Annotated in this window: 22 protein-coding genes and 3 tRNA genes; 14 read left to right on the forward strand and 11 right to left on the reverse strand. The window is 67.2% G+C overall.

The genetic code is table 11. The features are described from left to right. A partial coding sequence (locus AC07Y4_RS06695; protein ID WP_495274316.1) for an adenosylcobinamide-GDP ribazoletransferase occupies positions 1-604 on the forward strand: 604 nt, incomplete at its 5' end. Further along, the gene (locus tag AC07Y4_RS06700; RefSeq protein WP_487847058.1) at positions 601-1,173 is read left to right on the forward strand and encodes a histidine phosphatase family protein; all 573 of its coding nucleotides are present in this window, start codon (positions 601-603) and stop codon (positions 1,171-1,173) included. The genes AC07Y4_RS06695 and AC07Y4_RS06700, both read left to right, overlap by 4 nt. A gap of 10 nt (positions 1,174-1,183) precedes the next feature. Here the strand turns inward: AC07Y4_RS06700 and AC07Y4_RS06705 are convergent, their stop codons facing one another. Both AC07Y4_RS06705 and nth read right to left on the reverse strand, forming a co-directional pair. Beyond that, positions 1,184-2,041, reverse strand: coding sequence for an Ivy family c-type lysozyme inhibitor (locus tag AC07Y4_RS06705; RefSeq protein WP_487847057.1), 858 nt, complete (start codon positions 2,039-2,041; stop codon positions 1,184-1,186). Positions 2,042-2,062: 21 nt separating this feature from the next. Continuing rightward, the gene (gene nth, locus AC07Y4_RS06710) at positions 2,063-2,710 is read right to left on the reverse strand and encodes an endonuclease III (RefSeq protein WP_487847056.1); all 648 of its coding nucleotides are present in this window, start codon (positions 2,708-2,710) and stop codon (positions 2,063-2,065) included. A 175-nt stretch (positions 2,711-2,885) separates the two neighbouring features. Here nth and AC07Y4_RS06715 point away from each other — a divergent pair, with 175 nt between their 5' ends. Continuing rightward, the gene (locus AC07Y4_RS06715) at positions 2,886-4,073 is read left to right on the forward strand and encodes an aminotransferase-like domain-containing protein (RefSeq protein WP_487847055.1); all 1,188 of its coding nucleotides are present in this window, start codon (positions 2,886-2,888) and stop codon (positions 4,071-4,073) included. A 9-nt stretch (positions 4,074-4,082) separates the two neighbouring features. Here AC07Y4_RS06715 and AC07Y4_RS06720 read toward each other — a convergent pair whose 3' ends face one another. After that, positions 4,083-4,310 (reverse strand): hypothetical protein, encoded by a 228-nt coding sequence (locus tag AC07Y4_RS06720; RefSeq protein WP_013541760.1) that lies wholly within the window; start codon positions 4,308-4,310, stop codon positions 4,083-4,085. Positions 4,311-4,367: 57 nt separating this feature from the next. Here AC07Y4_RS06720 and AC07Y4_RS06725 point away from each other — a divergent pair, with 57 nt between their 5' ends. Continuing rightward, on the forward strand, positions 4,368-4,694 hold the full coding sequence (locus tag AC07Y4_RS06725) for a DUF6172 family protein (protein ID WP_487847054.1): 327 nt from the start codon (positions 4,368-4,370) through the stop codon (positions 4,692-4,694). Between the two features lie 6 nt (positions 4,695-4,700). On the opposite strand, the gene AC07Y4_RS06730 is transcribed toward AC07Y4_RS06725, so the two are convergent. Genes AC07Y4_RS06730 through mfd form a run of 3 tightly spaced genes read right to left on the reverse strand, consistent with a single transcriptional unit; the run spans position 4,701 to position 9,954 of the window. Next, on the reverse strand, positions 4,701-5,765 hold the full coding sequence (locus AC07Y4_RS06730; protein WP_492741165.1) for an Ldh family oxidoreductase: 1,065 nt from the start codon (positions 5,763-5,765) through the stop codon (positions 4,701-4,703). Beyond that, a complete protein-coding gene (gene serB / locus AC07Y4_RS06735) occupies positions 5,762-6,475 on the reverse strand; it encodes a phosphoserine phosphatase SerB (protein WP_487847052.1) in 714 nt (237 codons plus the stop codon). Before serB ends, AC07Y4_RS06730 begins: the two co-directional genes overlap by 4 nt. Further along, positions 6,472-9,954: a transcription-repair coupling factor gene (gene mfd, locus AC07Y4_RS06740; RefSeq protein WP_070060516.1), complete on the reverse strand. Its 3,483-nt coding sequence runs from the start codon at positions 9,952-9,954 to the stop codon at positions 6,472-6,474. Before mfd ends, serB begins: the two co-directional genes overlap by 4 nt. 118 nt (positions 9,955-10,072) lie before the next feature. On the opposite strand from mfd, the gene ispD reads away from it, so the two are divergent. After that, entirely contained in the window at positions 10,073-10,786 is a 714-nt protein-coding gene (ispD, locus tag AC07Y4_RS06745) for a 2-C-methyl-D-erythritol 4-phosphate cytidylyltransferase (protein WP_095745127.1), read from the forward strand. Then, the gene (gene ispF, locus AC07Y4_RS06750; RefSeq protein WP_159277108.1) at positions 10,783-11,274 is read left to right on the forward strand and encodes a 2-C-methyl-D-erythritol 2,4-cyclodiphosphate synthase; all 492 of its coding nucleotides are present in this window, start codon (positions 10,783-10,785) and stop codon (positions 11,272-11,274) included. Before ispD ends, ispF begins: the two co-directional genes overlap by 4 nt. Before the next feature lie 15 nt (positions 11,275-11,289). On the opposite strand, the gene AC07Y4_RS06755 is transcribed toward ispF, so the two are convergent. Then, a complete protein-coding gene (locus AC07Y4_RS06755) occupies positions 11,290-12,711 on the reverse strand; it encodes a sensor histidine kinase family protein (protein ID WP_062480711.1) in 1,422 nt (473 codons plus the stop codon). Positions 12,712-12,788: 77 nt separating this feature from the next. Then, a complete protein-coding gene (gene ompR, locus AC07Y4_RS06760) occupies positions 12,789-13,520 on the reverse strand; it encodes an osmolarity response regulator transcription factor OmpR (RefSeq protein WP_007837017.1) in 732 nt (243 codons plus the stop codon). 95 nt (positions 13,521-13,615) lie between these two features. On the opposite strand from ompR, the gene AC07Y4_RS06765 reads away from it, so the two are divergent. Continuing rightward, positions 13,616-14,053, forward strand: a complete 438-nt coding sequence (locus AC07Y4_RS06765; RefSeq protein WP_223301309.1) for a hypothetical protein — start codon at positions 13,616-13,618, stop codon at positions 14,051-14,053. A gap of 54 nt (positions 14,054-14,107) precedes the next feature. After that, complete coding sequence (locus AC07Y4_RS06770; RefSeq protein WP_062480709.1) at positions 14,108-14,815, forward strand: SIMPL domain-containing protein; 708 nt, start codon at positions 14,108-14,110, stop codon at positions 14,813-14,815. A 64-nt stretch (positions 14,816-14,879) separates the two neighbouring features. On the opposite strand, the gene AC07Y4_RS06775 is transcribed toward AC07Y4_RS06770, so the two are convergent. Beyond that, on the reverse strand, positions 14,880-15,650 hold the full coding sequence (locus tag AC07Y4_RS06775) for a 3-hydroxybutyrate dehydrogenase (protein WP_095947875.1): 771 nt from the start codon (positions 15,648-15,650) through the stop codon (positions 14,880-14,882). A 68-nt stretch (positions 15,651-15,718) separates the two neighbouring features. Here AC07Y4_RS06775 and AC07Y4_RS06780 point away from each other — a divergent pair, with 68 nt between their 5' ends. From AC07Y4_RS06780 to rimO, 6 genes are all read left to right on the forward strand, one after another. After that, positions 15,719-16,672 carry an alpha/beta fold hydrolase gene (locus AC07Y4_RS06780; RefSeq protein WP_487847051.1) on the forward strand — a complete coding sequence of 318 codons (954 nt, stop codon included), beginning with the start codon at positions 15,719-15,721 and terminating at the stop codon, positions 16,670-16,672. A gap of 58 nt (positions 16,673-16,730) precedes the next feature. Then, complete coding sequence (locus AC07Y4_RS06785; RefSeq protein WP_062480706.1) at positions 16,731-18,920, forward strand: RelA/SpoT family protein; 2,190 nt, start codon at positions 16,731-16,733, stop codon at positions 18,918-18,920. A gap of 38 nt (positions 18,921-18,958) precedes the next feature. Next, positions 18,959-19,035, forward strand: a tRNA-Val gene (locus AC07Y4_RS06790). 265 nt (positions 19,036-19,300) lie between these two features. Then, positions 19,301-19,624, forward strand: a complete 324-nt coding sequence (locus tag AC07Y4_RS06795; protein ID WP_223301311.1) for a hypothetical protein — start codon at positions 19,301-19,303, stop codon at positions 19,622-19,624. A gap of 69 nt (positions 19,625-19,693) precedes the next feature. Next, a complete protein-coding gene (gene phaR / locus AC07Y4_RS06800) occupies positions 19,694-20,254 on the forward strand; it encodes a polyhydroxyalkanoate synthesis repressor PhaR (RefSeq protein WP_062480702.1) in 561 nt (186 codons plus the stop codon). An 82-nt stretch (positions 20,255-20,336) separates the two neighbouring features. After that, positions 20,337-21,743, forward strand: a complete 1,407-nt coding sequence (gene rimO, locus AC07Y4_RS06805) for a 30S ribosomal protein S12 methylthiotransferase RimO (RefSeq protein WP_139704634.1) — start codon at positions 20,337-20,339, stop codon at positions 21,741-21,743. A gap of 84 nt (positions 21,744-21,827) precedes the next feature. Here the strand turns inward: rimO and AC07Y4_RS06810 are convergent. Continuing rightward, positions 21,828-21,912, reverse strand: a tRNA-Leu gene (locus AC07Y4_RS06810). A 271-nt stretch (positions 21,913-22,183) separates the two neighbouring features. Continuing rightward, positions 22,184-22,268: transfer RNA gene (locus AC07Y4_RS06815), tRNA-Leu, on the reverse strand. Positions 22,269-22,310 lie beyond the last annotated feature (42 nt).

Raw genomic sequence — 22,310 nt, forward strand, 5'->3', positions numbered from 1 at the left:
GGGCGTGGCTGGGGCGTTGGTCGCGGCCGTGCTGAGCACCGTCGCCACCGTGATGCTCACGGGCGCCTTCCACGAAGACGGCCTGGCCGACGTGGCCGACGGCCTCGGCGGTTCGGCCAGCCGCGAGCGCGCGCTGGAGATCATGAAGGACTCGCGCATCGGCGCCTTCGGGGCGGTCGCGCTGGTGCTGGCGCTAGGCCTGAAGTTCGGCCTGCTGGCTGCGCTGGCCGCGCGCGGGCTGGACGTGGCGGCGGTGTCCATCGTCGGCGCACACGTGCTGTCGCGGCTGGCGCCGCTGTTCCTGATCCGCTGGCTGCCCTACGTGGGCGACAGCAGCGGCAGCAAGGCCAAGCCGCTGGCCGACGCGATCAGCGGCGGTGCGCTGCTCGTCGCCATGCTCTGGGCCGCACCCGCCGTGGCGCTGCTGCTGTGCGCGCACGACGCAGTGCACGTGGGCGCGGCGCTCTTGGCGCTGGTGCTCGCCGGGGGCTGGATGGCGCGGCTCTTCGTGCGTCGGCTGCAGGGCTTCACGGGCGACGGGCTTGGTGCCACGCAGCAGGTGTGCGAACTGGCGATCTACCTCGTGCTGGTGTGGAAGGCATGAGCACCGCGACCGCCCAGCTCTGGCTGCAGCGTCATGCACCGGTGATCGCGCCGGCGGGCCTGTGCTACGGCGCGACCGACCTCGATGCCCATGCGGACGGCACGCAGGCCGCCGCCGCGCGCATCGCCGCGGTGCTGCCGGCCGGCATCGCGCTGTGGAGTTCGCCGCTGCGGCGTTGCGCTCTACTGGCCGATGCCATCGTTGCGCTGCGGCCGGATCTGTCGGTGCGGCGCGATGCGCGGCTGGCCGAGATGAGTTTCGGCGCCTGGGAAGGGCGCCTGTGGTCGGCTGTGGCCCGTGAAGAGTTCGAGGCCTGGACGAATCGTTTCGCCGATGCTCCGGCAGGAGGCAACGGCGAGAGCGTGCGTGTCTTCATGCAGCGCGTGGCCTCGGCGCATGCCGACTGGATGGCGACCGGTACCGATGCGCTGTGGGTCACGCATGCGGGCGTGCTGCGGGCGGTGCAGTTGCTGTCGCAGGGCGTGTCGTGCCCGGAGCGGGCCGATCAATGGCCCAACGACGCAGCGGCCTTCGGCGACTGGCGCGTGGTCGCCGCGCCGCTCGGCTGACGAGGCGCCGTCAGTTCTTCGCGCGCCACTGCTCGCGCCAGAGACGATCGAGCTGCCCCGCGAATTGCGGCGACGGGCCACCCAGGAGCTGGTTCTGCCCGTTGCGCTGTACCAGCCCATAGAGCCGGCCCGAGCCCTGGTCGTACAGCGCGATCGCGTTGTGGTCGTAGCAGTCGTGCGGCTTGCAGAAGGCGTGCAGCAGGTAGCGCGTGCCGTCCACCGTCACCCATTGCGGCTCGGGCGCCGGGCCTTCGCGGCGCACCAGCCAGCGTTCAGTTTCCCGTGTGCCCAGCGCGGCGCGCCAGGCCTTGTCCATCGCCGGGCCCCGAGCGAGGGCGGCCGGGCTGCCCGTGGCGGGTGCCGGTGGCTTGGGGGCGGCGGTCGCGGGTTCGGCGGGCGGCGCCGCGGCGCGCGCCGGACCGTCGCAGCGCCAGTAGCGTGGCTTCATCAGTTCCGGGCCCAGCTGGCCCATGACCGGCTTGTCGGCCTTCAGCGTGATCGACTGGCCGCGCGCATCGCGAAAGACCAGGAAATTCATCATTGCGTCGTCACCCTTGCCCACGCGGCTCATCAGCGCCACGTCGAAGTTCGGCGGCGGCGCCTGGTTGCCGAAGAAGCTGTGCGCTGTGTCCGGCTGGCGGCCGACGACGCGGCGCTTGCCGCGCTCGGCGATCAGCATGTCTTCGCGCACCTGCAGCGTCGGTGCGGCTGCGTCGGCGCAGTTGGTGGACCAGCGTCCGCCGTAGAGCGCCATCGTCTCCGGCGGCAGCACGCCGTCGCGCGACCAGGCGGCGCCCGCGCTGCACAGCGCTGCGAGAAAGAGGAGGGCGGTGGAAGGCGTCTTCTTGAAAATCGTTGTCGTCGTCATGTGCGAGGTGGTGTGTGCCGCTCAGGCGGTCTTGGGGGCCGGCGTCTTGGGCTTGAACGAGCAGAAGGTGGAGACCGCGCATTCCCAGCAGCGCGGCTTGCGCGCCACGCAGACATAGCGCCCGTGCAGGATCAGCCAGTGGTGCGCGTGCAGGCGGAATTCGGGTGGGATGCGCTTTTCGAGCTTGAGTTCCACGTCCAGCGGCGTCTTGCCGGGCGCAAGCCCGGTGCGGTTGCCGATGCGAAAGATGTGCGTGTCGACCGCGATCGTCTCCTCGCCGAAGGCCACGTTGAGCACCACGTTGGCCGTCTTGCGCCCCACGCCCGGCAGCGCCTCGAGCTCGGCGCGCGTGCGCGGCACCTCGCCGCCATGCAGCTCGACCAGCATCCGGCAGGCCTCGATCAGGTGCTTGGCCTTGCTGCGGTACAGCCCGATCGTCTTGATGTACGACTCCAGCCCTTCCACCCCGAGGTCGAGGATCGCCTGCGGCGTGTTCGCCACCGGATACAGCCGGCGCGTCGCCTTGTTCACGCCCACGTCGGTGGCCTGCGCCGACAGCAGCACGGCGGCGAGCAGTTCGAAGGGCGTGCTGTATTCGAGCTCCGTGCGCGGCTCGGGGTTGGCGGCCTGCAGGGTGGCGAAGAAGAGGGGGATGTCGGATTTTTTCATGGGTCGTGGGGGCCGCCGTTCATTGCAAGGGGCTCGCGGGGCGCATGCCGTGGAAGGCAGGGCGAGCACCGGCGTTTGCGGCGATGGATGCAATATATCGTCGAAAAGCCATGGCCCTACGCAGCTTTCCTGCCCGGGCTTTCGCGACAATGACGCCCAGAAAGTGAGACTGACCATGCAATTCGCCTCCCGCCTCGACAACGTCGAAACCTCCGCCATCCGCGAACTCTTCAAGCTGCTGGGCAAGCCCGGCATCATCAGTTTTGCGGGCGGCTTTCCCGACAGCGCCATGTTCGACGTCGAGGGCCTGAAGGAGGCGAGCCAGAAGGCGCTGGCCGAAGAGCCCGGCGCGGCCTTGCAATATGGCGCCACCGAAGGCTACGAGCCGCTGCGCAACCAGCTCTCGGCGTTCATGAAGACCAAGGGCGTCGACGTCGACCCCAGCGGCCTCATCGTCACCACCGGCAGCCAGCAGGCGCTCGACCTGCTGGGCAAGACCATGATCTCGCCTGGCGACAAGGTGATCGTCGAAGGCCCGACCTTCCTGGCCACGATCCAGTGCTTTCGCCTGTACGGCGCGCAGCTCATCAGCGCGCCCATCGACGCCAACGGCGTGAAGACCGACGAGCTCGAGAAGCTCATCGCTGAGCACAAGCCGAAGTTCGTCTACCTGATCCCGACCTTCGGCAACCCCAGCGGCGCGATGCTGACGCTGGAGCGCCGCAAGAAGGTGCTCGAACTGGCCGTGAAGTACCAGACGCTGATCGTCGAGGACGACCCCTACGGCGACCTGTACTTCGGCGAAGCACCGCCGCCGTCGATCATGTCGCTGAGCAAGGACGTGCCTGGCAGCCGCGAGCTGCTCGCGCACTGCGGCAGCCTGAGCAAGGTGCTCAGCCCCGGCCTGCGCATCGGCTGGATGATCGCGCCGCCCGAGCTGCTGGCCAAGGCCACGATGTGCAAGCAGTTCAGCGACGCCCACACCAGCACCTTCGCGCAAGCGACGGCCGCGCAGTACCTCAAGAGCGGCCGCATGCCCGGCACGCTGGCGCATGTGCGCGAGGTCTACGGCCAGCGTGCGCAGGCCATGGGCGCTGCGCTGAAGCGCGAACTGGGCGATGCGGTGAGCTTCACGCAGCCCAACGGCGGTTTGTTCTTCTGGGCGCGCCTGACGGGCGCCAACGGCAAGCTGGCCGATGCCAACGAGCTGGCCAAGCGTGCGATCGAGAAGCTGGTGGCCTTCGTGCCCGGTGCGCCGTTCTTCGCCGAGAAGCCCGATGTGGCGACGCTGCGCCTGAGCTTTGCCACGGCCGACATCGAGAAGATCGAAGAGGGCGTGAAGCGCCTCGGCCAGGCCCTGTAACGCCGACGTTCAGGGGGACCGGTGCAGCCGGGGCGCTGCCAGCAGGTCCAGGTTGTCTGAAATGGCCGCATCCACGTTTGGATAGCGGCCTTTCATTTTGGAGAGCGTCATGATGGTCTGCAGTGCCTTCAGGTCCTTGACCGACGGCGCGACCTTGATCTGCGCAATGGCCGCCGGGGCGTTGCCGCCGTTCACCAATGCCATCACCTTGCTTGCCCAGTCGTTTGCGCGTGCCATGTCTTCACCTGCTTTCCATTTGAACCGCCGACTTTACACAGCGGGTTACCATCACCCATGAGAAAAACCTTCCAGCTTCAGGTCGAGGGCAAGCACCCCGACCGTCTCCTCGAAGCCGTCAAGCACGAGATCCGCAAGTACATCAAGCGCGAGCGCCGCCGCGACCTGCCCGAAGGCGCCGACTTCTGGGACTTCGACTGCCGGTTCGGCAGCGCCCAGGAATCCGCCGAAACCATCCACCTCACGGCCATCACCGGCCTCATCGACGGTGTGGTGAAAGAGGGCGGCAAGCAGTTCTACATCGAGATCCTGGCCAAGCCCGGCAAGCGCCAGCCGCGGCCTGCGGGTGCGCCCGACCACGCCGAGAACGACGGCGAGGAATAAACCCCGTCAGATCAGCGCCTGCGCCAGCCGCAGGCCATGCCGCTGCTCCGCCTCCTGCAGCGAACGCGCAATCGACGGGTGCAGCCGCACCCCGTTCGCCGATTGCGCTTCCCGACGCTTCAACCCGCCTTCACCCGGCAGCCGCACAGGCCTGGCCGGGTCGATGGGCGCGTTGTCGCGACATTTTTTGGCCACGTGGTCCATCTGGCGCAGGAAAGCGTCCTTGCCGCCGAAGGCGTGCAGGTCGTGCAGCGTGAGGTGCACGGTCGCGCCCCAGCCTTCGGGCGGATCGGCGCGGCCGTGGCCCGCGAGGCCGGCCGTGAGCGTCTCGACCAAGAGCGCCATGCCGTAGCCCTTGTGGCCGTGGCTCAGGCCGCCCACGGGCAGCAGCGTGCCGGGCGGCTGGTCGAACAGCACCTGCGGGTTGTTCGATGGCTTGCCGGACGCGTCGATGAGCCATTCCTCGGCGAAAGTCTCACCGGCCGCGCGCTTGCGGTTGCTCATCCCGTTGGTGGTGATCGAGGCCGAGATGTCGACCATCACGCCGCCCTGCGACAGCGGAAAGCCCATCGCCAGCGGATTCGGCGTGAACACCGCCTGCGTGCCGCCGAAGGGCGCGACGCTGGCCGTGTTGGGGTCGGAGCAGGCCAGCAGCATCAGCATGTCTTCCTGCAGCGCGCGCAGCATGTAGACCGCGAGGCAGGCGATGTGGTGGCTGCGGCGAATCACGAGCGAGGCCGTGCCCAGTTCGCGCGCACGCGGCACCAGCAGGTCCATGCCCTGGTCCATGAGCCACGGGCCGGGCAGGCGCTTGCCGTCCCACAGCACGGCGGCGGGGCGGTCGGACAGCACCTCGGGCGCGCCGTCGCGCGTCATGCCACCTGATTCGATTTCTTTCACATAGCCGGCCAGCAGCGCGAGGCCGTGCGTGTCGTGGCCCAGCAGGTCGCCCTCGACCAGCGTGCGTGCCACGCTGTCGGCCATCGAGGCCGCGAGCCCCGCTTTCTGCAGCAGGGCGCTGGCGTAGTCGCGCAGCGCGTCGGCGCGGTACAGCGGGGCGGCGTCGGTCATTTCAGGATTTCCAGCACGCGGTCGAGCCCGCCTTCGTTGATCGCCACCATGGCCTGCTCGCGCACCTTCGGCTTGGCGTGGTAGGCCACCGACAGCCCGGCCTCGCCCATCATCGGCAGGTCGTTCGCGCCGTCGCCCACGGCGATGGTTTCCTGCGGCGAAATGCCCATGAGCGAGGCCACTTCGAGCAGCGTGCGGCGCTTTTCGGCGCCGTCGCAGATGTCGCCCCAGCTCTGCGTCACGACCTGGCCGGTGAGCTGGCCGTCGGCTTCGTCGAGCAGGTTGGAGCGCGCGAAATCGATGCCCAGGCGGTCCTTCACGCGGTTGGCGAAGAAGGTGAAGCCGCCCGACACCAGCAGCACCTTGAGGCCCGCCTTCTTGCACGCGGCGACCAGCTCGGTGGCGCCGGGGTTGAGCTTCAGGCGCTCGTCGTACACCTGCTGCAGCGCAGCCACGGGCACGCCTTGCAGCAGCGCCACGCGGCGGCGCAGGCTTTCCTTGAAGTCCTTGATCTCGCCGCGCATCGTGGCCTCGGTGATCGCAGCCACCTCGGCTTTCTTGCCGACGGCATCGGCGATCTCGTCGATGCATTCGATGTTGATGAGCGTCGAGTCCATGTCGAACGCGATCAGCTTGAAGTCGGCGAGCTTCAGCGGCGGCTTCACGCGCTGGAGGACGAGGCCGGGAGAGATTTCTATCGTAGCGCTCATGCGGGGGCGGTTTCCTTGACGAGGGGTTGTCCGAGGCTGCGCAGCACGTCGCGCACCATCTGGGCGCGGTCCTTCGGCTCCTTGAGTTCGCGCTCGATGCGCAGCTTCTCGTTGCCGGCGAGCTTGATGTGCTTGTTCTTCTGGATCAGCTGGATGATGGCCATGCCGTCCACCGGCGCGTCCTTGCGGAAGGTGATGTTGATGATGCCCGGCGCCGCATCGACCTTGACCACGCCGTAGGGCCGCGCGAGCACGCGCAGGCGGTGTGTGTCGATCAACGTCTGCGCCTGCGGCGGCAGCTTGCCGAAGCGGTCGACGATCTCTTCCAGCAGCGTGTCGATCTGGTCGGGGTTCTTCGCGGTGGCGAGCTTCTTGTAGAACGACAGCCGCAGGTGCACGTCGCCGCAGTAGTCGTCGGGCAGGAGGGCGGGGGCGTGCAGGTTGATCTCGGTGGTGACCGACAGCGGCGAGAGCAGGTCGGGCTCCTGCCCGGCCTTCAGCGAGCGCACGGCTTCACTGAGCATCTCGTTGTAGAGCTGGAAGCCGATCTCCATCATGTTGCCGCTCTGGTTCTCGCCGAGCACTTCGCCCGTGCCGCGAATCTCCAGGTCGTGCATCGCGAGGTAGAAGCCCGAGCCCAGTTCTTCCATCTGCTGGATCGCCTCGAGCCGCTGCGAGGCCTGCTTGGTCAGGCCCTCGGTGTCCGGCACCATGAGGTAGGCATAGGCTTGGTGGTGCGAGCGGCCGACGCGCCCGCGCAACTGGTGCAGCTGCGCCAGGCCGAACTTGTCGGCGCGGCTCATCACGATGGTGTTGGCGGTGGGCACGTCGATGCCGGTCTCGATGATGGTCGAGCACAGCAGCATGTTGTAGCGCTGGGCCACGAAGTCGCGCATCACGCGTTCCAGCTCGCGCTCGGGCATCTGGCCGTGGGCCACGGCGATGCGGGCCTCGGGCAGGATTTCTTCCAACTTCTGGCGCCGGTTCTCGATGGTCTCGACCTCGTTGTGCAGGAAGTAGACCTGCCCGCCGCGCTTCAATTCGCGCAGCACGGCTTCGCGGATCACGCCCGTGCCCTCGTTGCGCACGAAGGTCTTGATGGCCAGGCGGCGCTGCGGCGCGGTGGCGATCACGCTCAGGTCGCGCAGGCCTTCGAGCGCCATGCCCAGCGTGCGCGGAATCGGCGTGGCCGTGAGCGTGAGCACGTCGACCTCGGCGCGCATGGCTTTCATCGCCTCTTTATGGCGCACGCCGAAACGGTGCTCCTCGTCGATGATGAGCAGGCCCAGGTTCTTGAACTTGACCGACTGCGAGAGCAGCTTGTGCGTGCCGACCACGATGTCGACCTGGCCCTCGGCCAGGCCCTTGGCGGCGGCCGTGATTTCCTTGGCGGAGCGGAAGCGGCTCATCTCGGCCACCTTCACCGGCCACTTGGCGAAGCGGTCGACCAGCGTCTGGTAGTGCTGCTCGGCCAGCAGCGTGGTCGGCGCGAGAAACGCCACCTGCTTGCCGCCGGTGACGGCGATGAAGGCGGCGCGCAGCGCGACCTCGGTCTTGCCGAAGCCCACGTCGCCGCACACGAGGCGGTCCATCGGCTGGGGCGAGATCATGTCCTGCACCACGGCGTGGATGGCGGCTTTCTGGTCGGCGGTTTCCTGGAAACCGAAGTCGTTGGCGAACACCTCGTAGTCGGCCGGCGAGTAGCGGAAGGCATGGCCTTCGCGCGCGGCGCGGCGGGCGTAGATGTTGAGCAGCTCGGCGGCCGAGTCGCGCACCTGTTCGGCGGCCTTGCGCTTGGCCTTTTCCCACTGGCCGGAGCCCAGCTTGTGCAGCGGCGCCTCGTCGGCGCTCACGCCGGTGTAGCGGCTGATCTGGTGCAACTGGCTCACCGGCACATAGAGCGTGGCCTTGTCGGCGTACTCCAGGTGCAGCATTTCCTGCAGCAGCGGCTTGCCGTCCGCGCCCGTGCCCTGGCCCAGGTCCATGTGGATCAGGCCGCGGTAGCGGCCGATGCCGTGCGCGCTGTGCACCACCGGGTCGCCCACGTTGAGTTCGGACAGGTCCTTGATCAGCGCTTCGACGTCGCTGACCTGTTCCTGCTTCTTGTTGCGCCGGCGCGTGGTGGGCGCGGTGGCGAACAGCTCGGTCTCGGTGACGAAGTCGATCGCCTGTTCGCGCCACGCGAAGCCGGAGGCCAGCGCGGCGGTGGCGATGCCGATTTTTTCGTCGCCCGAGGCTTCGAACTCGGCCAGCGAGTCGAAGGCCGGCGGGTTCACGCCGCTGGCGCGCAGGAAGTCGAGCAGGCTCTCGCGGCGGCCGTCGCTCTCGGCGATCAGCAGCACGCGGTGCGGCGTGGCGGCGATGTGGGCCTTCAGGCCGACCAGCGGGTCTTCGGCGCCGCGCACGACGGCAAAGGGCGGCAGCTTGTCGAACTCGGCGTAGGGCGCGTCGGTGGCGATGTCGCCCCGGATGGCGAGTTGCGCATGCGGCTTGGCGCGCTGGTAGAACTGCTCGGCGTTGAGGAACAGCGCCTCGGGCGGCAGCGCGGGGCGCTCGGGGTCGCCCTGCACCAGGCGGTAGCGCTCGTTGGTGTCCTGCCAGAAGTGCTGGAACGCGGGTTCGAGGTCGCCGTGCAGCACGACGGTGGCGTCGGGGCCGAGGTAGTCGAACACCGTGGCCGTCTCGTCGAAGAACAGCGGCAGGTAGTACTCGATGCCGGCGGTGGCCACGCCGTTGCCCATGTCCTTGTAGATGCGGCTCTTGGTCGGGTCGCCCTCGAGCAGTTCGCGCCAGCGGCTGCGAAAGCGCGCGCGGGCGTCGTCGTCCATCGGGAACTCGCGGCCCGGCAGCAGGCGCACCTCGGGCACGGGGTACAGGCTGCGCTGGGTGTCGGGGTCGAAGGTGCGGATGGAGTCGATCTCGTCGTCGAACAGGTCGACGCGAAACGGCACCGGCGAGCCCATCGGGAACAGGTCGATCAGGCCGCCGCGCACCGCGTATTCGCCCGGGCTCACGACCTGCGTCACGTGGCTGTAGCCGGCCAGCGTGAGCTGCGCCTTGAGCTTCGATTCCTGCAGCTTCTGCTTGGCCTTGAACTGGAAGGTGTAGCCGGCCAGGAAGGCAGGCGGCGCCAGCCGGTACAGCGCGGTGGTGGCGGGCACCAGCACCACGTCGGCCTCTTTCTGGCTGATGCGCCACAGCGTGGCCAGGCGCTCGCTGATCAGGTCCTGGTGCGGCGAGAAGCTGTCGTAGGGCAGCGTTTCCCAGTCGGGGAACAGGGCGCAGCGCAACTCGGGGGCGAAGAAGGCGATTTCGTCGATGAGCCGCTGGGCGTCGTTCGCGTCGGCGGTGAACATCGCGGTGGCGCGCCCCGCGGCCTTCTCGCGCATGCCGAGCTGGGCCAGCATCAGCGCATCGGCCGACAACGGGGGACGCGGCAGCGTGAAACGCTTGCCCGCCGGGAGAAGGGGGAGGTCCATGGAGCGGTTCGAAAAATGCACGACACCCCGCGCCGGACGGCGAGGGGTGTGCGAATGTCAATTCTAGAATGGCGGCCCCTTATCCGCTTGTCGGCCATCGGCCCGTGCCGCACCCTCCATGTCTTCTTCCCGTTTCTACGTGCTGATCCCCTGTGCCGGTTCCGGCCACCGCGCCGGCGGCGCGCAGCCCAAGCAGTACCGGCGCCTGGCGGGCCAGTCGATGGTGGCCCACACGGTGGACGCATTCCGCGCGCTGGCCGGGCGTTTCGCGGGCGTGGCCGTGGTGGTGTCGCCCGACGACCGCGAGGTGCAAACGGCGTTGCCGCGCTTCCCGGCGACCGGCGAGTACCTGCTGCGCGTGGGCGGCCTGACGCGCGCCGCCTCGGTGCGCAACGGCCTGGCGGCGCTGCGCCAGAAGGGCGCCGGGCCGCACGACTGGGTGCTGGTGCACGACGCGGCGCGCTGCCTGGTCACGTCCAGCCAGATCGAGGCGCTGATCGCCGCCTGCGAGCACGATGCCGTCGGCGGCCTGCTGGCGCAGCGGCTGGCCGACACGCTGAAGGTCTCGTCGACCGACAGCCGCTCGACCCAGACCCTGCCGCGCGCCGACAAGTGGCTGGCGCAGACGCCGCAGATGTTCCGCATCGGCATGCTGCTCGACGCGCTGGAGCGCGTGGGCGACGTGGTGACCGACGAGGCCAGCGCCATCGAGACCCTCGGCCTGGCGCCGCTGCTGGTGCCCGGCAGCGCGCAGAACTTCAAGGTCACCTTCCCCGAAGATTTCGCACTGGCCGAGGCGGTGCTGCTTGGCCGCAAGAAGGCCATGGCATGACGACGACACCGTTCAACATCCGCGTCGGCGAAGGCTGGGACGTCCACCAGCTGGTGGCGGGGCGCAAGCTCATCCTGGGCGGCATCGAGGTGCCGCACACCACGGGCCTGCTCGGGCATTCCGACGCCGACGTGCTGCTGCACGCCATCACCGACGCGCTGCTGGGCGGGGCCGGGCTGGGCGACATCGGCCGGCATTTCCCCGACACCGACGCCCAGTTCCGCGGCGCCGATTCGGCCGTGCTGCTGGCCGAGGCGGCGCGCCGCGTGCGGGCCGCCGGCTGGGAGATCGGCAACGTCGACAGCACCGTGATCGCGCAGGCGCCCAAGCTGGCGCCGCACATCCCGGCCATGTGCCAGCGCATCGCCGACACGCTGGGCATCGCGCTCGATCAGGTCAATGTGAAAGCCAAGACGGCCGAGAAGCTCGGCCCGGTGGGCGAGGGCCGGGCGATGGAAGCCCGCGCCGCGGTGCTGCTGCACCGCTGAGCCCCGGGTTCTTCTTCAGGCGACCTGTTTCTTGCCCGGCACCTCGCCGGGCTTGCTGCTGCCCGCCGGCATCGCGCGCGGCATCCGGATGTGGGCCGCGAGGCCCCGGCCCGGCGTGCTGGTGAGCGCGAAGGTGCCGCCCATGCGCTCGATGTTCTTCGCCACGATCGACAGCCCCAAGCCGGCACCGGCCGCCGAGGTGCGTGCCGCGTCGCCGCGGAAGAAGGGCTTGGTCAGCTGCACGAGCAGGGCGGGCTCGACGCCCGCGCCGTGGTCGCGCACCTTGATCAGCACCGCGTCGTTGTTGGCCTGCGCCTGGATCGTGACGTCGGCCACGCCGGTCGACGGCGTCTTGCCGTAGCGCCGCGCGTTCTCGACCAGGTTGGAGATCACGCGCGTGAGCTCCACCTCGTCGCCCATCACCTTCAGGTCGGCGGGCACGTCGACGTGGATGTTCATCTCTTCGTAGTCCTGCACGGCGTAGGTGCAGGCGTCGATCACGTCGCGCAGCAGCACGGGGCGCTGGTCGACATGGTCGGGGCGGGCGTAGTCGAGGAACTTGTCGATGATCGCGTCGAGCTGTGCGATGTCGGCGGCCATGTGGTCGCGCGCGTCTTCGTCGGCCACGCTCATCTCGGTTTCGAGCCGCAGCCGCGCCAGCGGCGTGCGCAGGTCGTGCGAGATGCCGGCCAGCATGATGGCGCGGTCCTGCTCGATCTTGGCGAGCTGGTCGGCCATGCGGTTGAAGCCGATGTTCACCGCGCGGATTTCGTTGGTGCGGGCGCGCTCGTCGAGCCGGTGCGCCTCGTACTCGCCCTCGCGCACCTGCAAGGTGGCGCGCGACAGCTGCTTGAGCGGCAGGTTGATGAGCCGTGTGATCAGCGCCGCGCCGGCCAGCGACAGCGCCATCGCCGTACTGAGCCAGACCAGCCAGGTGCGCCCGCCCACGCGGCTGAAGCGCGTGGGGTCGAGCAGCAGCCAGTAGGTGTCGCTCTCGATGGTGAAACCGATCCACAGGCCCGGCTCGTCGTTCACGCGGCTGGCCACCGTGGTGCCTTCGCCGAGCTGGGCGATCAGCTCTTCGGTGACGCGCTCGTCGAGCGCGCCGCTGGTGTAGGGCTGGAAGCGGTCGTTGGGTTCGCGCGGCAGGATGCGCACGCCTTCCTGGTCGGCCAGCGTCTTGATGAGCGAGACCCGCGTGATCGCGTCCGAGTACACGAGCGCCGCGCGTGTGAGGTTCACGAGCGAGGCGATCTGGTGCCCGGTCTGGATGGCGCGCGGCTCGTATTCGAGCGAGCGGAAGGTCTGCAGCCACGCGACCGTGCAGCCGATCAGCAGCAGCGCGAGCAGAAAGAAGGTGCGCCAGAAAAGGCTGAAACCCAGCTTGAGGCCGGGGCGGCGGTCACGTTGCGCGCTCGCTTCGAGCGGGCTCGGCATCGTGACCTGTGCCCCGTCCTCCTGGGCCGGGTCAGGTCGGGCGGAATGGAGGCCGATGGCCACCTCTCAGCGGATCGTCAGGCCGTGCCGTCCGGCACGAACACGTAGCCCACGCCCCAGACGGTCTGGATGTAGCGCGGCGCCGCGGCGTCGGACTCGACCAGCTTGCGCAGGCGCGAGATCTGCACGTCCAGGCTGCGGTCGAAGGGCTCGAATTCGCGGCCGCGTGCCAGCTGGGCCAGCTTTTCACGCGACAGCGGCTGGCGCGGGTGGCGCACCAGCGCCTTCAGCATCGCGAACTCGCCGGTGGTCAGCGAGAGTTCTTCGCCGTCCTTCTTCAGGGTGCGCGAGCCGAGGTCGAAGGCGAAGGGGCCGAAGGTGACGGTCTCGTTCTCGGTAGAGGGGGCGCCGGGCGCCTCGAGCGGCGGACGGCGGCGCAGCACCGCGTGCACGCGGGCCAGCAGTTCGCGCGGGTTGAAGGGCTTGCCGAGGTAGTCGTCGGCGCCGACTTCGAGACCGACGATGCGGTCCACGTCCTCACCCTTGGCGGTGAGCATGATGATCGGCGTGCGGTCGTTGGCGGCACGCAGACGGCGGCACACGGAGAGGCCGTCTTCGCCGGGCATCATCAGGTCGAGCACGATCAGGTCGACCGTGTCGCGCAACAGGATGCGGTTGAGCGCCTTGCCGTCCTCGGCCACGATCACTTCGAATCCTTCCTGCGTCAGGTAGCGGCGCAGCAGGTCGCGGATGCGGGCGTCGTCGTCGACGATCACGATCTTGTCGGTGCGAGCGGGAACTTGAGTCATTTCTACAACGTTGAATTTGTAACAGCGCCGATTCTGAAGGCGTTAGGACCCCATTGCTGCCGAATTCCGTAGTGGTTGACACTAAGTTACACAACTTGCGGCCGCTCGCCGTCTGGTCATCCGGGCTTTGCCCGGCGGTGGCACAGTCCGTGCTGCCTTATGACGATTGCGCGATGAGACCTTCTTTTTCTGCCTTGCCTCTGCTTTTTTTCGCATGCGCCTGTGGTGCGACGTCCGTCGCTTCCGAAGGGTTTTTGCGGGTCAGTGAAGGGCGCCGCAGCGAAGTGCGCGATGCCGTGGCCGCGCACCGGGCGGCCCAGCGGGAAGAGCAGCGCCGCGGCGAAGCGCTGGCGGGGCGCCGTCTCACGGCGGGCGAACTCTTCGAGTTGAGGCAGCAGGTCCGGGGGCAGTGGGTGCCTGCGGGAACGGGTGTTCTTCTGAATTCGGCAGAATCACAGCCTGCTGAGCGCATCGTGCCGGTACCGCAGCCCGTCGCCAGTCCGCAAACCGCGCCGCGCAGCCTGCGCCACTGAAGAAGAGGGCGCGGGCGAGGGCTTTTCCTCGCATCCACCAGGGAGAAATCTGTCTTGAAGACTGTTCAATTGATCGCGGCCTGCGCCGCGCTGACCTTTGCCGGGGCCGCCTTGGCCCAGAATGCCGTCATGCCTGCTCCACAAAACGTGCTCCAGCTGTCGGCCTCCGGCACCGTCGAAGTTCAGCAAGACCTGCTGAGCATGACCCTCGTCACCACGCGCGACGCCGCCGAGGCGGGCACCGTGCAGACCCAGCTCAAGACGGCGCTCGATGCCGCGCTGGCCGAGGCCAAGAAGAATGCGCAGCCGGGCCAGCTCGACGTGCGCACCGGCAACTTCAGCCTTTCGCCGCGCTACACCAAGGACGGCAAGATCAACGGCTGGCAGGGGTCGACCGAACTCGTGCTCGAAGGCCGCGACTTCGCGCGCATCACCCAGACGGCCGGGCGCATCAGCACGCTCAGCGTGGGCAACGTCGGTTTCGGCCTGAGCCGCGAACAGCGCGCCAAGACCGAGACCGAGGCGCAGAACATCGCCATCGACAACTTCAAGCAGAAGGCCGGCGAGCTGGCCAAGGGCTTCGGCTTCGGCGGCTACACGCTGCGCGAGGTGTCGGTGAACGCGAACGACAGCGGCCCGATCCGCCCGCGCGTGATGGCCATGCAGGCCAAATCGTTCTCGGCCGCCGATTCGGCGGTGCCGGTGGAAGCGGGCAAGACCAGCGTGGTCGTGAACGTCTCCGGCTCGGTGCAGCTCAAGTAAGAAGACAAAGAGCTCGGCGCCGGCGGTCGAGTGCCGCCGGCGTTTTTTCGTTGTCTCTGTCTATTTACTGAGCCGTCCAGCCGCCATCCATGGCCCAGGCGACGCCCCGCACCTGATCGGCGGCGGGAGAGCTCAGGAAGACGGCCAGCCCGCCCAGTTGCTCGACCGTCGTGAATTGCAGCGAGGGCTGCTTTTCTCCCAGCAATTCGTTCTGCGCCTGGAGGGCCGAAATGCCTTCGCGGGCCGCGCGGTCGTCGATCTGCTTTTGCACCAGCGCTGTGAGCACCCAGCCCGGGCTGATCGCGTTGCAGGTGACGCCGGTGGTGGCGGTTTCGAGCGCCACCGACTTGGTCAGGCCGACGATGCCGTGCTTGGCCGCGACATAGGCCGACTTCTGCGCCGAGGCCACGAGCCCGTGCGCCGACGCCACGTTGATGATGCGGCCCCAGTTGGCCTCGCGCATCGCGGGGATCGCCAGGCGCGTCGTGTGGAAGGCGCTCGTGAGGTTGATCGCGAGGATCGCGTCCCAACGTTCGGTCGGGAAGTCCTCGACCTTGGCCACGTGCTGGATGCCGGCGTTGTTGACGAGGATGTCGACGCGGCCGAACTTCGACGCCGCGAACTTCATCATGTCCTCGATCTGGTCGGGCTTGCTCATGTCGGCCCCGTGGTACTCGGCACGCACGCCGAGCGCCTCGATCTGGGCCTTGGGGGTGTCGGCGTCGCCGAAGCCGTTGAGCACGATGTGTGCGCCCTGTTGGGCCAGCGCCTTGGCGATGGCGAAGCCAATGCCACTGGTGGACCCCGTGACAAGCGCGGTTTTGCCTTTGAGCATGAAGATCAATCTCCGGATGAATTAGGATGCAACGAGACCATTATCCGCACCCGAACCCCTCCGTTTCCATGACAGAACCGACCCTTCACGACGTGGCCTGCAACGACGCCCAGGGCGGTCATCGCATGGCCTATTGGCAATGGGGCGACGCGCACAGCGCACATGTCGTGGTCTGCGTGCACGGGCTGACCCGGCAGGGGCGCGATTTCGACGTGCTCGCGCAGGCCATCGTGGCGCGCGCGGGCGGCGATGTGCGTGTTGTCTGTCCCGACGTGGTCGGGCGCGGCCGAAGCGACTGGCTGCGCGACCCCGCTTTCTATCAAGTGCCTGTGTACGCGGCCGACATGGTGGCGCTGATCGCGCAGCTGCACGGCGAGCATCCCATCGACACGCTCGACTACGTCGGCACCAGCATGGGCGGGCTGATCGGCTTCGTGCTGGCCGGCCACAAGGAGCTGCCGTTGCCACGGCCCATTCGCCGTTTCGTCGCGAACGATGTCGGCCCCACGGTCGAGCCCGCTGCCATCCAGCGCATCGGCGCGTATGTGGGCAAGAGCGGCCAGTTTCCGAGCGTGCAGGCCGCGGCCGATGCGATGTGGGCCCTGTCGACCACGTTCGGGCCGCACACGCCCGAGCAGTGGCGCGCGCTGTCGCAGCACATGGTGGTGCCGGCGTCCGAGCGCAGCGCCGACGGTGCCGCCAAGACCGCCAGTGCCGGCCCGGTGGGCGAGGGCGCCTGGGTGCTGCACTACGACCCGGCCATCGGCGTGCCGTTGCGCGCCATCACGCCGGAGATCGCGGCGCAGGGCGGGGCGGTGATGTGGAGCCTGTACGACGCCATCGAGGCGCGCACGCTGCTCACGCGCGGCGCGGTGTCCGACCTGCTGTCGCCCGAGACGGCGGCCGCGATGACGCAGCGCGGGCCGCGTGCCACGCTTGTCGAGTTCGAGGGCGTGGGGCACGCGCCGACTTTCGTCGATCCCGCACAGGTCGCCGTCGTCACGAATTTCCTGTTCGATTGAGGGCATCGTGAAGCGAGAGTCTGCGAACCTTCAGACGGCACCCCTGTCCGACGGCGTCATGGTCGATTACCCGCTGTCGGCCGCCACGGCCGACCGCTCGCCGGTCATGGAGAACATGCTGGCGCGCGCCCGCGCGTTCGCCGAACCGCTGATCGCCGACGAAAAACTCGACACCGGCGAGAACACGCTGGCGCACGCCGATGCGGTGGCCGCCATCGTTGCGAAGATGGGCGGCTCCGAGGCGATGCAGGCCGCGAGCTACCTCGTGTATTCGTGCCAGCACCTGAACCGCCCGCAGGAAGTGATCGCCAAGGTTTTCGGCGACAACTTCGCGGCGCTCGCGGTCGAGACCACCAAGCTCGTGCGCGTGCAGGAGCAGGCGCGCACCGCCTCGCAAGGGCACCACGCCGAAGGCGCCGGCGCGCAGACCGAGAACGTGCGCAAGATGCTGCTCGCGTTTTCGCGCGACCTGCGCGTGGTCATGCTGCGGCTGGCCTCGCGCCTGCAGACGCTGCGGCACGCGGCGGCCAGCAAGCAGCCCGCGCCAGAAAGCGTGGCGCGCGAGTCGCTGCAGGTGTTTGCGCCGCTCGCGAACCGGCTGGGCATCTGGCAGGTGAAGTGGGAGATCGAGGACCTCTCGTTCCGCTTTCTCGAGCCCGAGACCTACAAGCTGATCGCACGCCTGCTCGATGAGAAGCGCATCGAGCGCGAAGGCCACGTCGAGCAGTTGCGTTCGCAACTGGAGCACGAACTGCAGGCCGAAGGCGTCAAGGCCACGGTGCAGGGACGCCCGAAGAACATCTACAGCATCGTCAAGAAGATGCGCGGCAAGTCGCTCGATTTCGAGCAGGTCTTCGACATCCTCGCGCTGCGCGTGGTGGTGCCGGACGTGAAGGACTGCTACGCCGCGCTGGCCTGGGTGCACTCGCACTTCCAGCCCATCGACGAAGAGTTCGACGACTACATCGCGCGGCCCAAGCCGAACGGCTACCAGTCGCTGCACACGGTGGTGCGCGAGATCGTCGACGGCAAGGTGGGGAAGCCCATCGAGATCCAGATCCGCACCGAGGAAATGCACGACCACGCCGAGCACGGCGTCGCGGCGCACTGGGCCTACAAGGAAGCGGGCCACAAGGGCTACGCCGGCGTCTGGGCGAGCGGTGAGTACGACGCCAAGATCGCCGTGCTGCGCCAGCTGCTGGCCTGGGAACGCGACCTGTCGGGTGGGTTGCAGGGGCAGGGGCTGTTCGACGACCGCATCTATGTGCTTACGCCTGATGCCGCCATCGTCGAGTTGCCGCAGGGCGCGACGCCGGTCGACTTCGCCTACACGGTGCACACGACGCTGGGGCATCGCTGCCGCGGTGCGCGTGTCGATGGCGCGATGGTGCCGCTGAACACGCCGCTGTCGAACGGGCAGACGGTCGAGATCATGGCGGCCAAGGAAGGCGGGCCGTCGCGTGACTGGCTGAATGCCGAGCTGGGTTATCTGGCGAGCCACCGCGCACGCGCCAAGGTGCGTGCCTGGTTCAACGCACAGATCACGCACGAGACCGTGGCGCGCGGACGCGAAGCCGTCGAGAAGCTGCTGCAGCGCGAAGGCAAGACGGCCATGCGGCTCGAAGACCTGGCGTCGCAGCTCGGTTTCAAGTCGGCGGACCATCTGTTCGAGGTGGTCGGCAAGGACGAGTTTTCGCTGCGCAACATCGAGACGCTGCTGCGTCCGCCCGAGCCGGCGCTGAACCCTGACGACGGCGTGCAGATCAAGAAGGCGCGCGGCAGCGAGAAGTCGGGCAAGGGCGGCGTGCTGGTGGTGGGCGTGTCGTCTCTGATGACGCAGCTCGCCAAGTGCTGCAAGCCGGCGCCGCCTGATGCGATCCGTGGCTTTGTCACGCGTGGCCATGGCGTCAGCGTGCATCGCGCGGATTGCAGCAACTTCCGCACGATGGCCGCGAAGGACGGCGAACGCGTGATTGATGTCGAATGGGGCCTGCCGAAGAAGGGCGCCGATGCACCGGTCTACGCAGTCGACGTGGCAGTGGAAGCGGCCGATCGTCAGGGTTTGCTGCGCGATATCTCCGATGTCTTTGCGCGCGAGAAGATGAACGTGATCGGCGTGCAGACGCAGTCGATCAAGGGCACGGCGTGGATGACGTTCACTGTGGAAATCGCCGATGCCGCGCGGTTGACGCAGGTGTTGAGTGTGGTGACTGCAGTGACTGGTGTGCGATCTGCACGTCGGCGCTGAAAAGGGCCATTTCTCCTGCTATACTCGATGCTTCTCTTAGGCGCGTAGCTCAGTTGGTTAGAGCACCACCTTGACATGGTGGGGGTCGTTGGTTCGAATCCAATCGCGCCTACCAAATTCAAACACGGGTTGCAGCGATTTCGCTGCAACCCGTTCGTCGTTTGGGCGACGTTTGTCTCTGGATCAGCCCGGTCGTCCTGAGTGATCGGCGCAAGCGAAAACCCCTTTCACGGGCGGCCCTTCGCGCGGTGCAGGCAAGGTGCCTGAGCCATGTGGTTGTGCTACCTTGAGCGGTCTGCCAACCTTCTCGAATTTCCTTGATAAGCGATCTGATGAATACGCGATCAACGCCAGTTGATCGGGCGCACGCCGACCACCGCGTGGCCGCATTGCTCAAGCAAGCCCCTCTTGAATTCGCGCGCGCGGTCTACGGCATCAATGACCTTGCCGCCGGCCGCGCCGACACCATGGCCGCACGCGAAGTGGCGCGTGCACAACGACAGGGCATGCCGGTGACCGAGGAGCGCGCCGAGCAGCGCGCACGCGCCTATCTTCCGACGGCGGGGCAGGAGCATTGCCCCCGGTGCTGGGTGGTCTACGGGCAGAAGATCCCGCTGCGTTTCAGGTTGTCGACCCCGGAGCGTCCCGAAACTGCAGCGTGTCATGCGTGCGGTGCCGAGTACGCGACGGCGCCGGACGCCTGAAGAAGAATCACGGTCAGGGTAAACCTTGTCGCGATGCAGCAAAACCGCTCCCTAGAATCATCCGATGACATGGGCGTCCATGTGAAGGAGTCTGTAGTGCAGAGCAAGAAGTCCGGGGTGAAGCCGGTCCAGCGTGTGATCAAGAAGTACCCCAACCGACGGCTCTACGACACGGAGACATCCACGTACATCACGCTGACCGAGGTCAAGCAGCTGGTCATCAAGAACGCGCAGTTCGTGGTGCGCGACGCCAAGACTGGCGACGACCTCACGCGCAGCATCCTGCTGCAGATCATCCTGGAAGAAGAGGCGGGCGGTGCGCCGATGTTCACCGAGCAGGTGCTGGCCAACATCATCCGTTTCTACGGCCAGGCCATGCAGGGCTACATGGGCCCGTACCTCGAGAAGAACATCCAAGCGATGACCGAGATGCAGGCCCAGCTCGCCGAAAAGGCCGAAGGCCTGACGCCCGAGATGTGGTCGCGCTTCATGACCATGCAGTCGCCGATGATCCAGGGGCTGATGGGCAACTACGTCGAGCAATCGAAGAACGTCTTCCTGCAGATGCAGGAGCAGATGCAGAAAAACACCGAGCAGGTGCTGGGCGCCTTTGGCATCAAGCGCCCCTGAGCGCCGCGCGGCGGCCCGCCCGAATGGGGTGACTGCCCGATGAATGCCCCGCTGTCACCGATAGCTGGGACAATAGAGGCCTATGAGCGAAGTTGCCTCCCCTGAACGTACCGTCACGCCGACCGCCCCCAAGGTCGGCTTCGTCAGCCTTGGTTGTCCCAAGGCATTGACCGATTCCGAATTGATCCTGACCCAGCTGAGTGCCGAGGGGTATCAAACCGCCAAGACTTTCGAGGGGGCCGACCTCGTGATCGTCAACACCTGCGGCTTCATCGACGATGCCGTGAAGGAAAGCCTGGACACCATCGGCGAAGCGCTCGCCGAGAACGGCCGCGTGATCGTCACCGGCTGCCTGGGCGCCAAGACCGGCGACCAGGGCGGCAACCTCGTGCGCCAGATGCACCCCAGCGTGCTGGCCGTCACCGGTCCGCATGCCACGCAGGAGGTGATGGATGCGGTGCACGCCAACCTGCCGAAGCCGCACGATCCGTTCATCGACCTCGTGCCGAACACCTTCGGCGTGGCCGGCCTCAAGCTCACGCCGCGGCACTACGCCTATCTGAAGATCAGCGAAGGCTGCAACCACCGCTGCACCTTCTGCATCATTCCCTCGATGCGCGGCGACCTCGTCTCGCGTCCGGTGGGCGATGTGCTCAGCGAAGCCAAGGCCCTGTTCGAGGGTGGCGTGAAGGAGCTGCTGGTGATTAGCCAGGACACCTCGGCCTATGGCGTCGACGTGAAGTACCGCACCGGTTTCTGGGATGGCAAGCCGGTCAAGACCCGCATGCTCGAACTCGTGCGCACGCTGGGCGAAATTGCCGAGCCGTATGGCGCCTGGGTGCGCCTGCACTACGTGTACCCGTATCCGAGCGTCGACGAAATCATTCCGTTGATGGCGAGCGGCCTGGTGCTGCCGTACCTCGACGTGCCGCTGCAACACAGCCACCCCGATGTGCTCAAGCGCATGAAGCGGCCGGCCAGCGGCGAGAAGAATCTGGAGCGGATCGCGCGTTGGCGCGAGGTCTGCCCCGAACTCGTGATCCGCAGCACCTTCATCGCCGGTTTCCCGGGCGAGACGGAGCAGGAGTTCGAACACCTGCTCGACTTCATCCGCGAAGCCGAGATCGATCGTGCGGGCTGCTTTGCCTACAGCCCGGTCGAGGGCGCCACTGCCAATGACATTCCGGGCATGCTGCCCGAGGCCGAGCGCGAAGCGCGCCGCGCCCGCTTCATGGAAGTGGCCGAGGCCGTGTCGATCGCCAAGCTGCAAAAGCGCATCGGCTCGACGATGCAGGTGCTGGTTGATTCAGCGCCGGCACTGGGCCGCAAGGGTGGGGTGGGGCGTACGTACGCCGATGCACCGGAAATCGACGGCACTGTTCGCCTCCTGCCGCCCGAGAAGATCAGCAAGACGATGAAGGTCGGCGAGTTCACGCGTGCACGCATCGTGGGCGCTGAAGGCCACGACCTGATCGCATTGCCCGTTTGATGCACCTGATTCAAACGGCCAAGAAAAAAGCCACCGGAGGCCGGTGGCTTTTGTCAGAAGACCTGGCAGGGGTCTGTTCAATCTTGGTGCCCAGAAGAGGACTCGAACCTCCACGATGTTACTCGCTAGTACCTGAAACTAGTGCGTCTACCAATTCCGCCATCTGGGCTGATTTTGCTTCTCAGCAAAGACTACGATTATATACACAAATTTGGCGCGCTCTTTTGAGCGTGTCGAAATTTCAGCTTCTGCGCGACATCGCTCGTGCGGCGGATGTCCTGCCGAAGGCGGGTGGGTGCGATCGTGCGTGCATGGCCGGCATCAAGGGGCGTGATCTGACGATCGCGTCGCCCGTTTGATGCAGTTTCGAGCGGCCATGAAAAAAGCCACCGGAGACCGGTGGCTTCAATCGGATGACCTGGTAAAGGTCTGTTTAAACTTGGTGCCCAGAAGAGGACTCGAACCTCCACGATGTTACTCGCTAGTACCTGAAACTAGTGCGTCTACCAATTCCGCCATCTGGGCCCACATGACTGCAGAAGCAGTCACGTTTTGAATTTCAGGAAA

This window comes from Variovorax sp. GW460-12-1-14-LB1, from assembly GCF_059423605.1.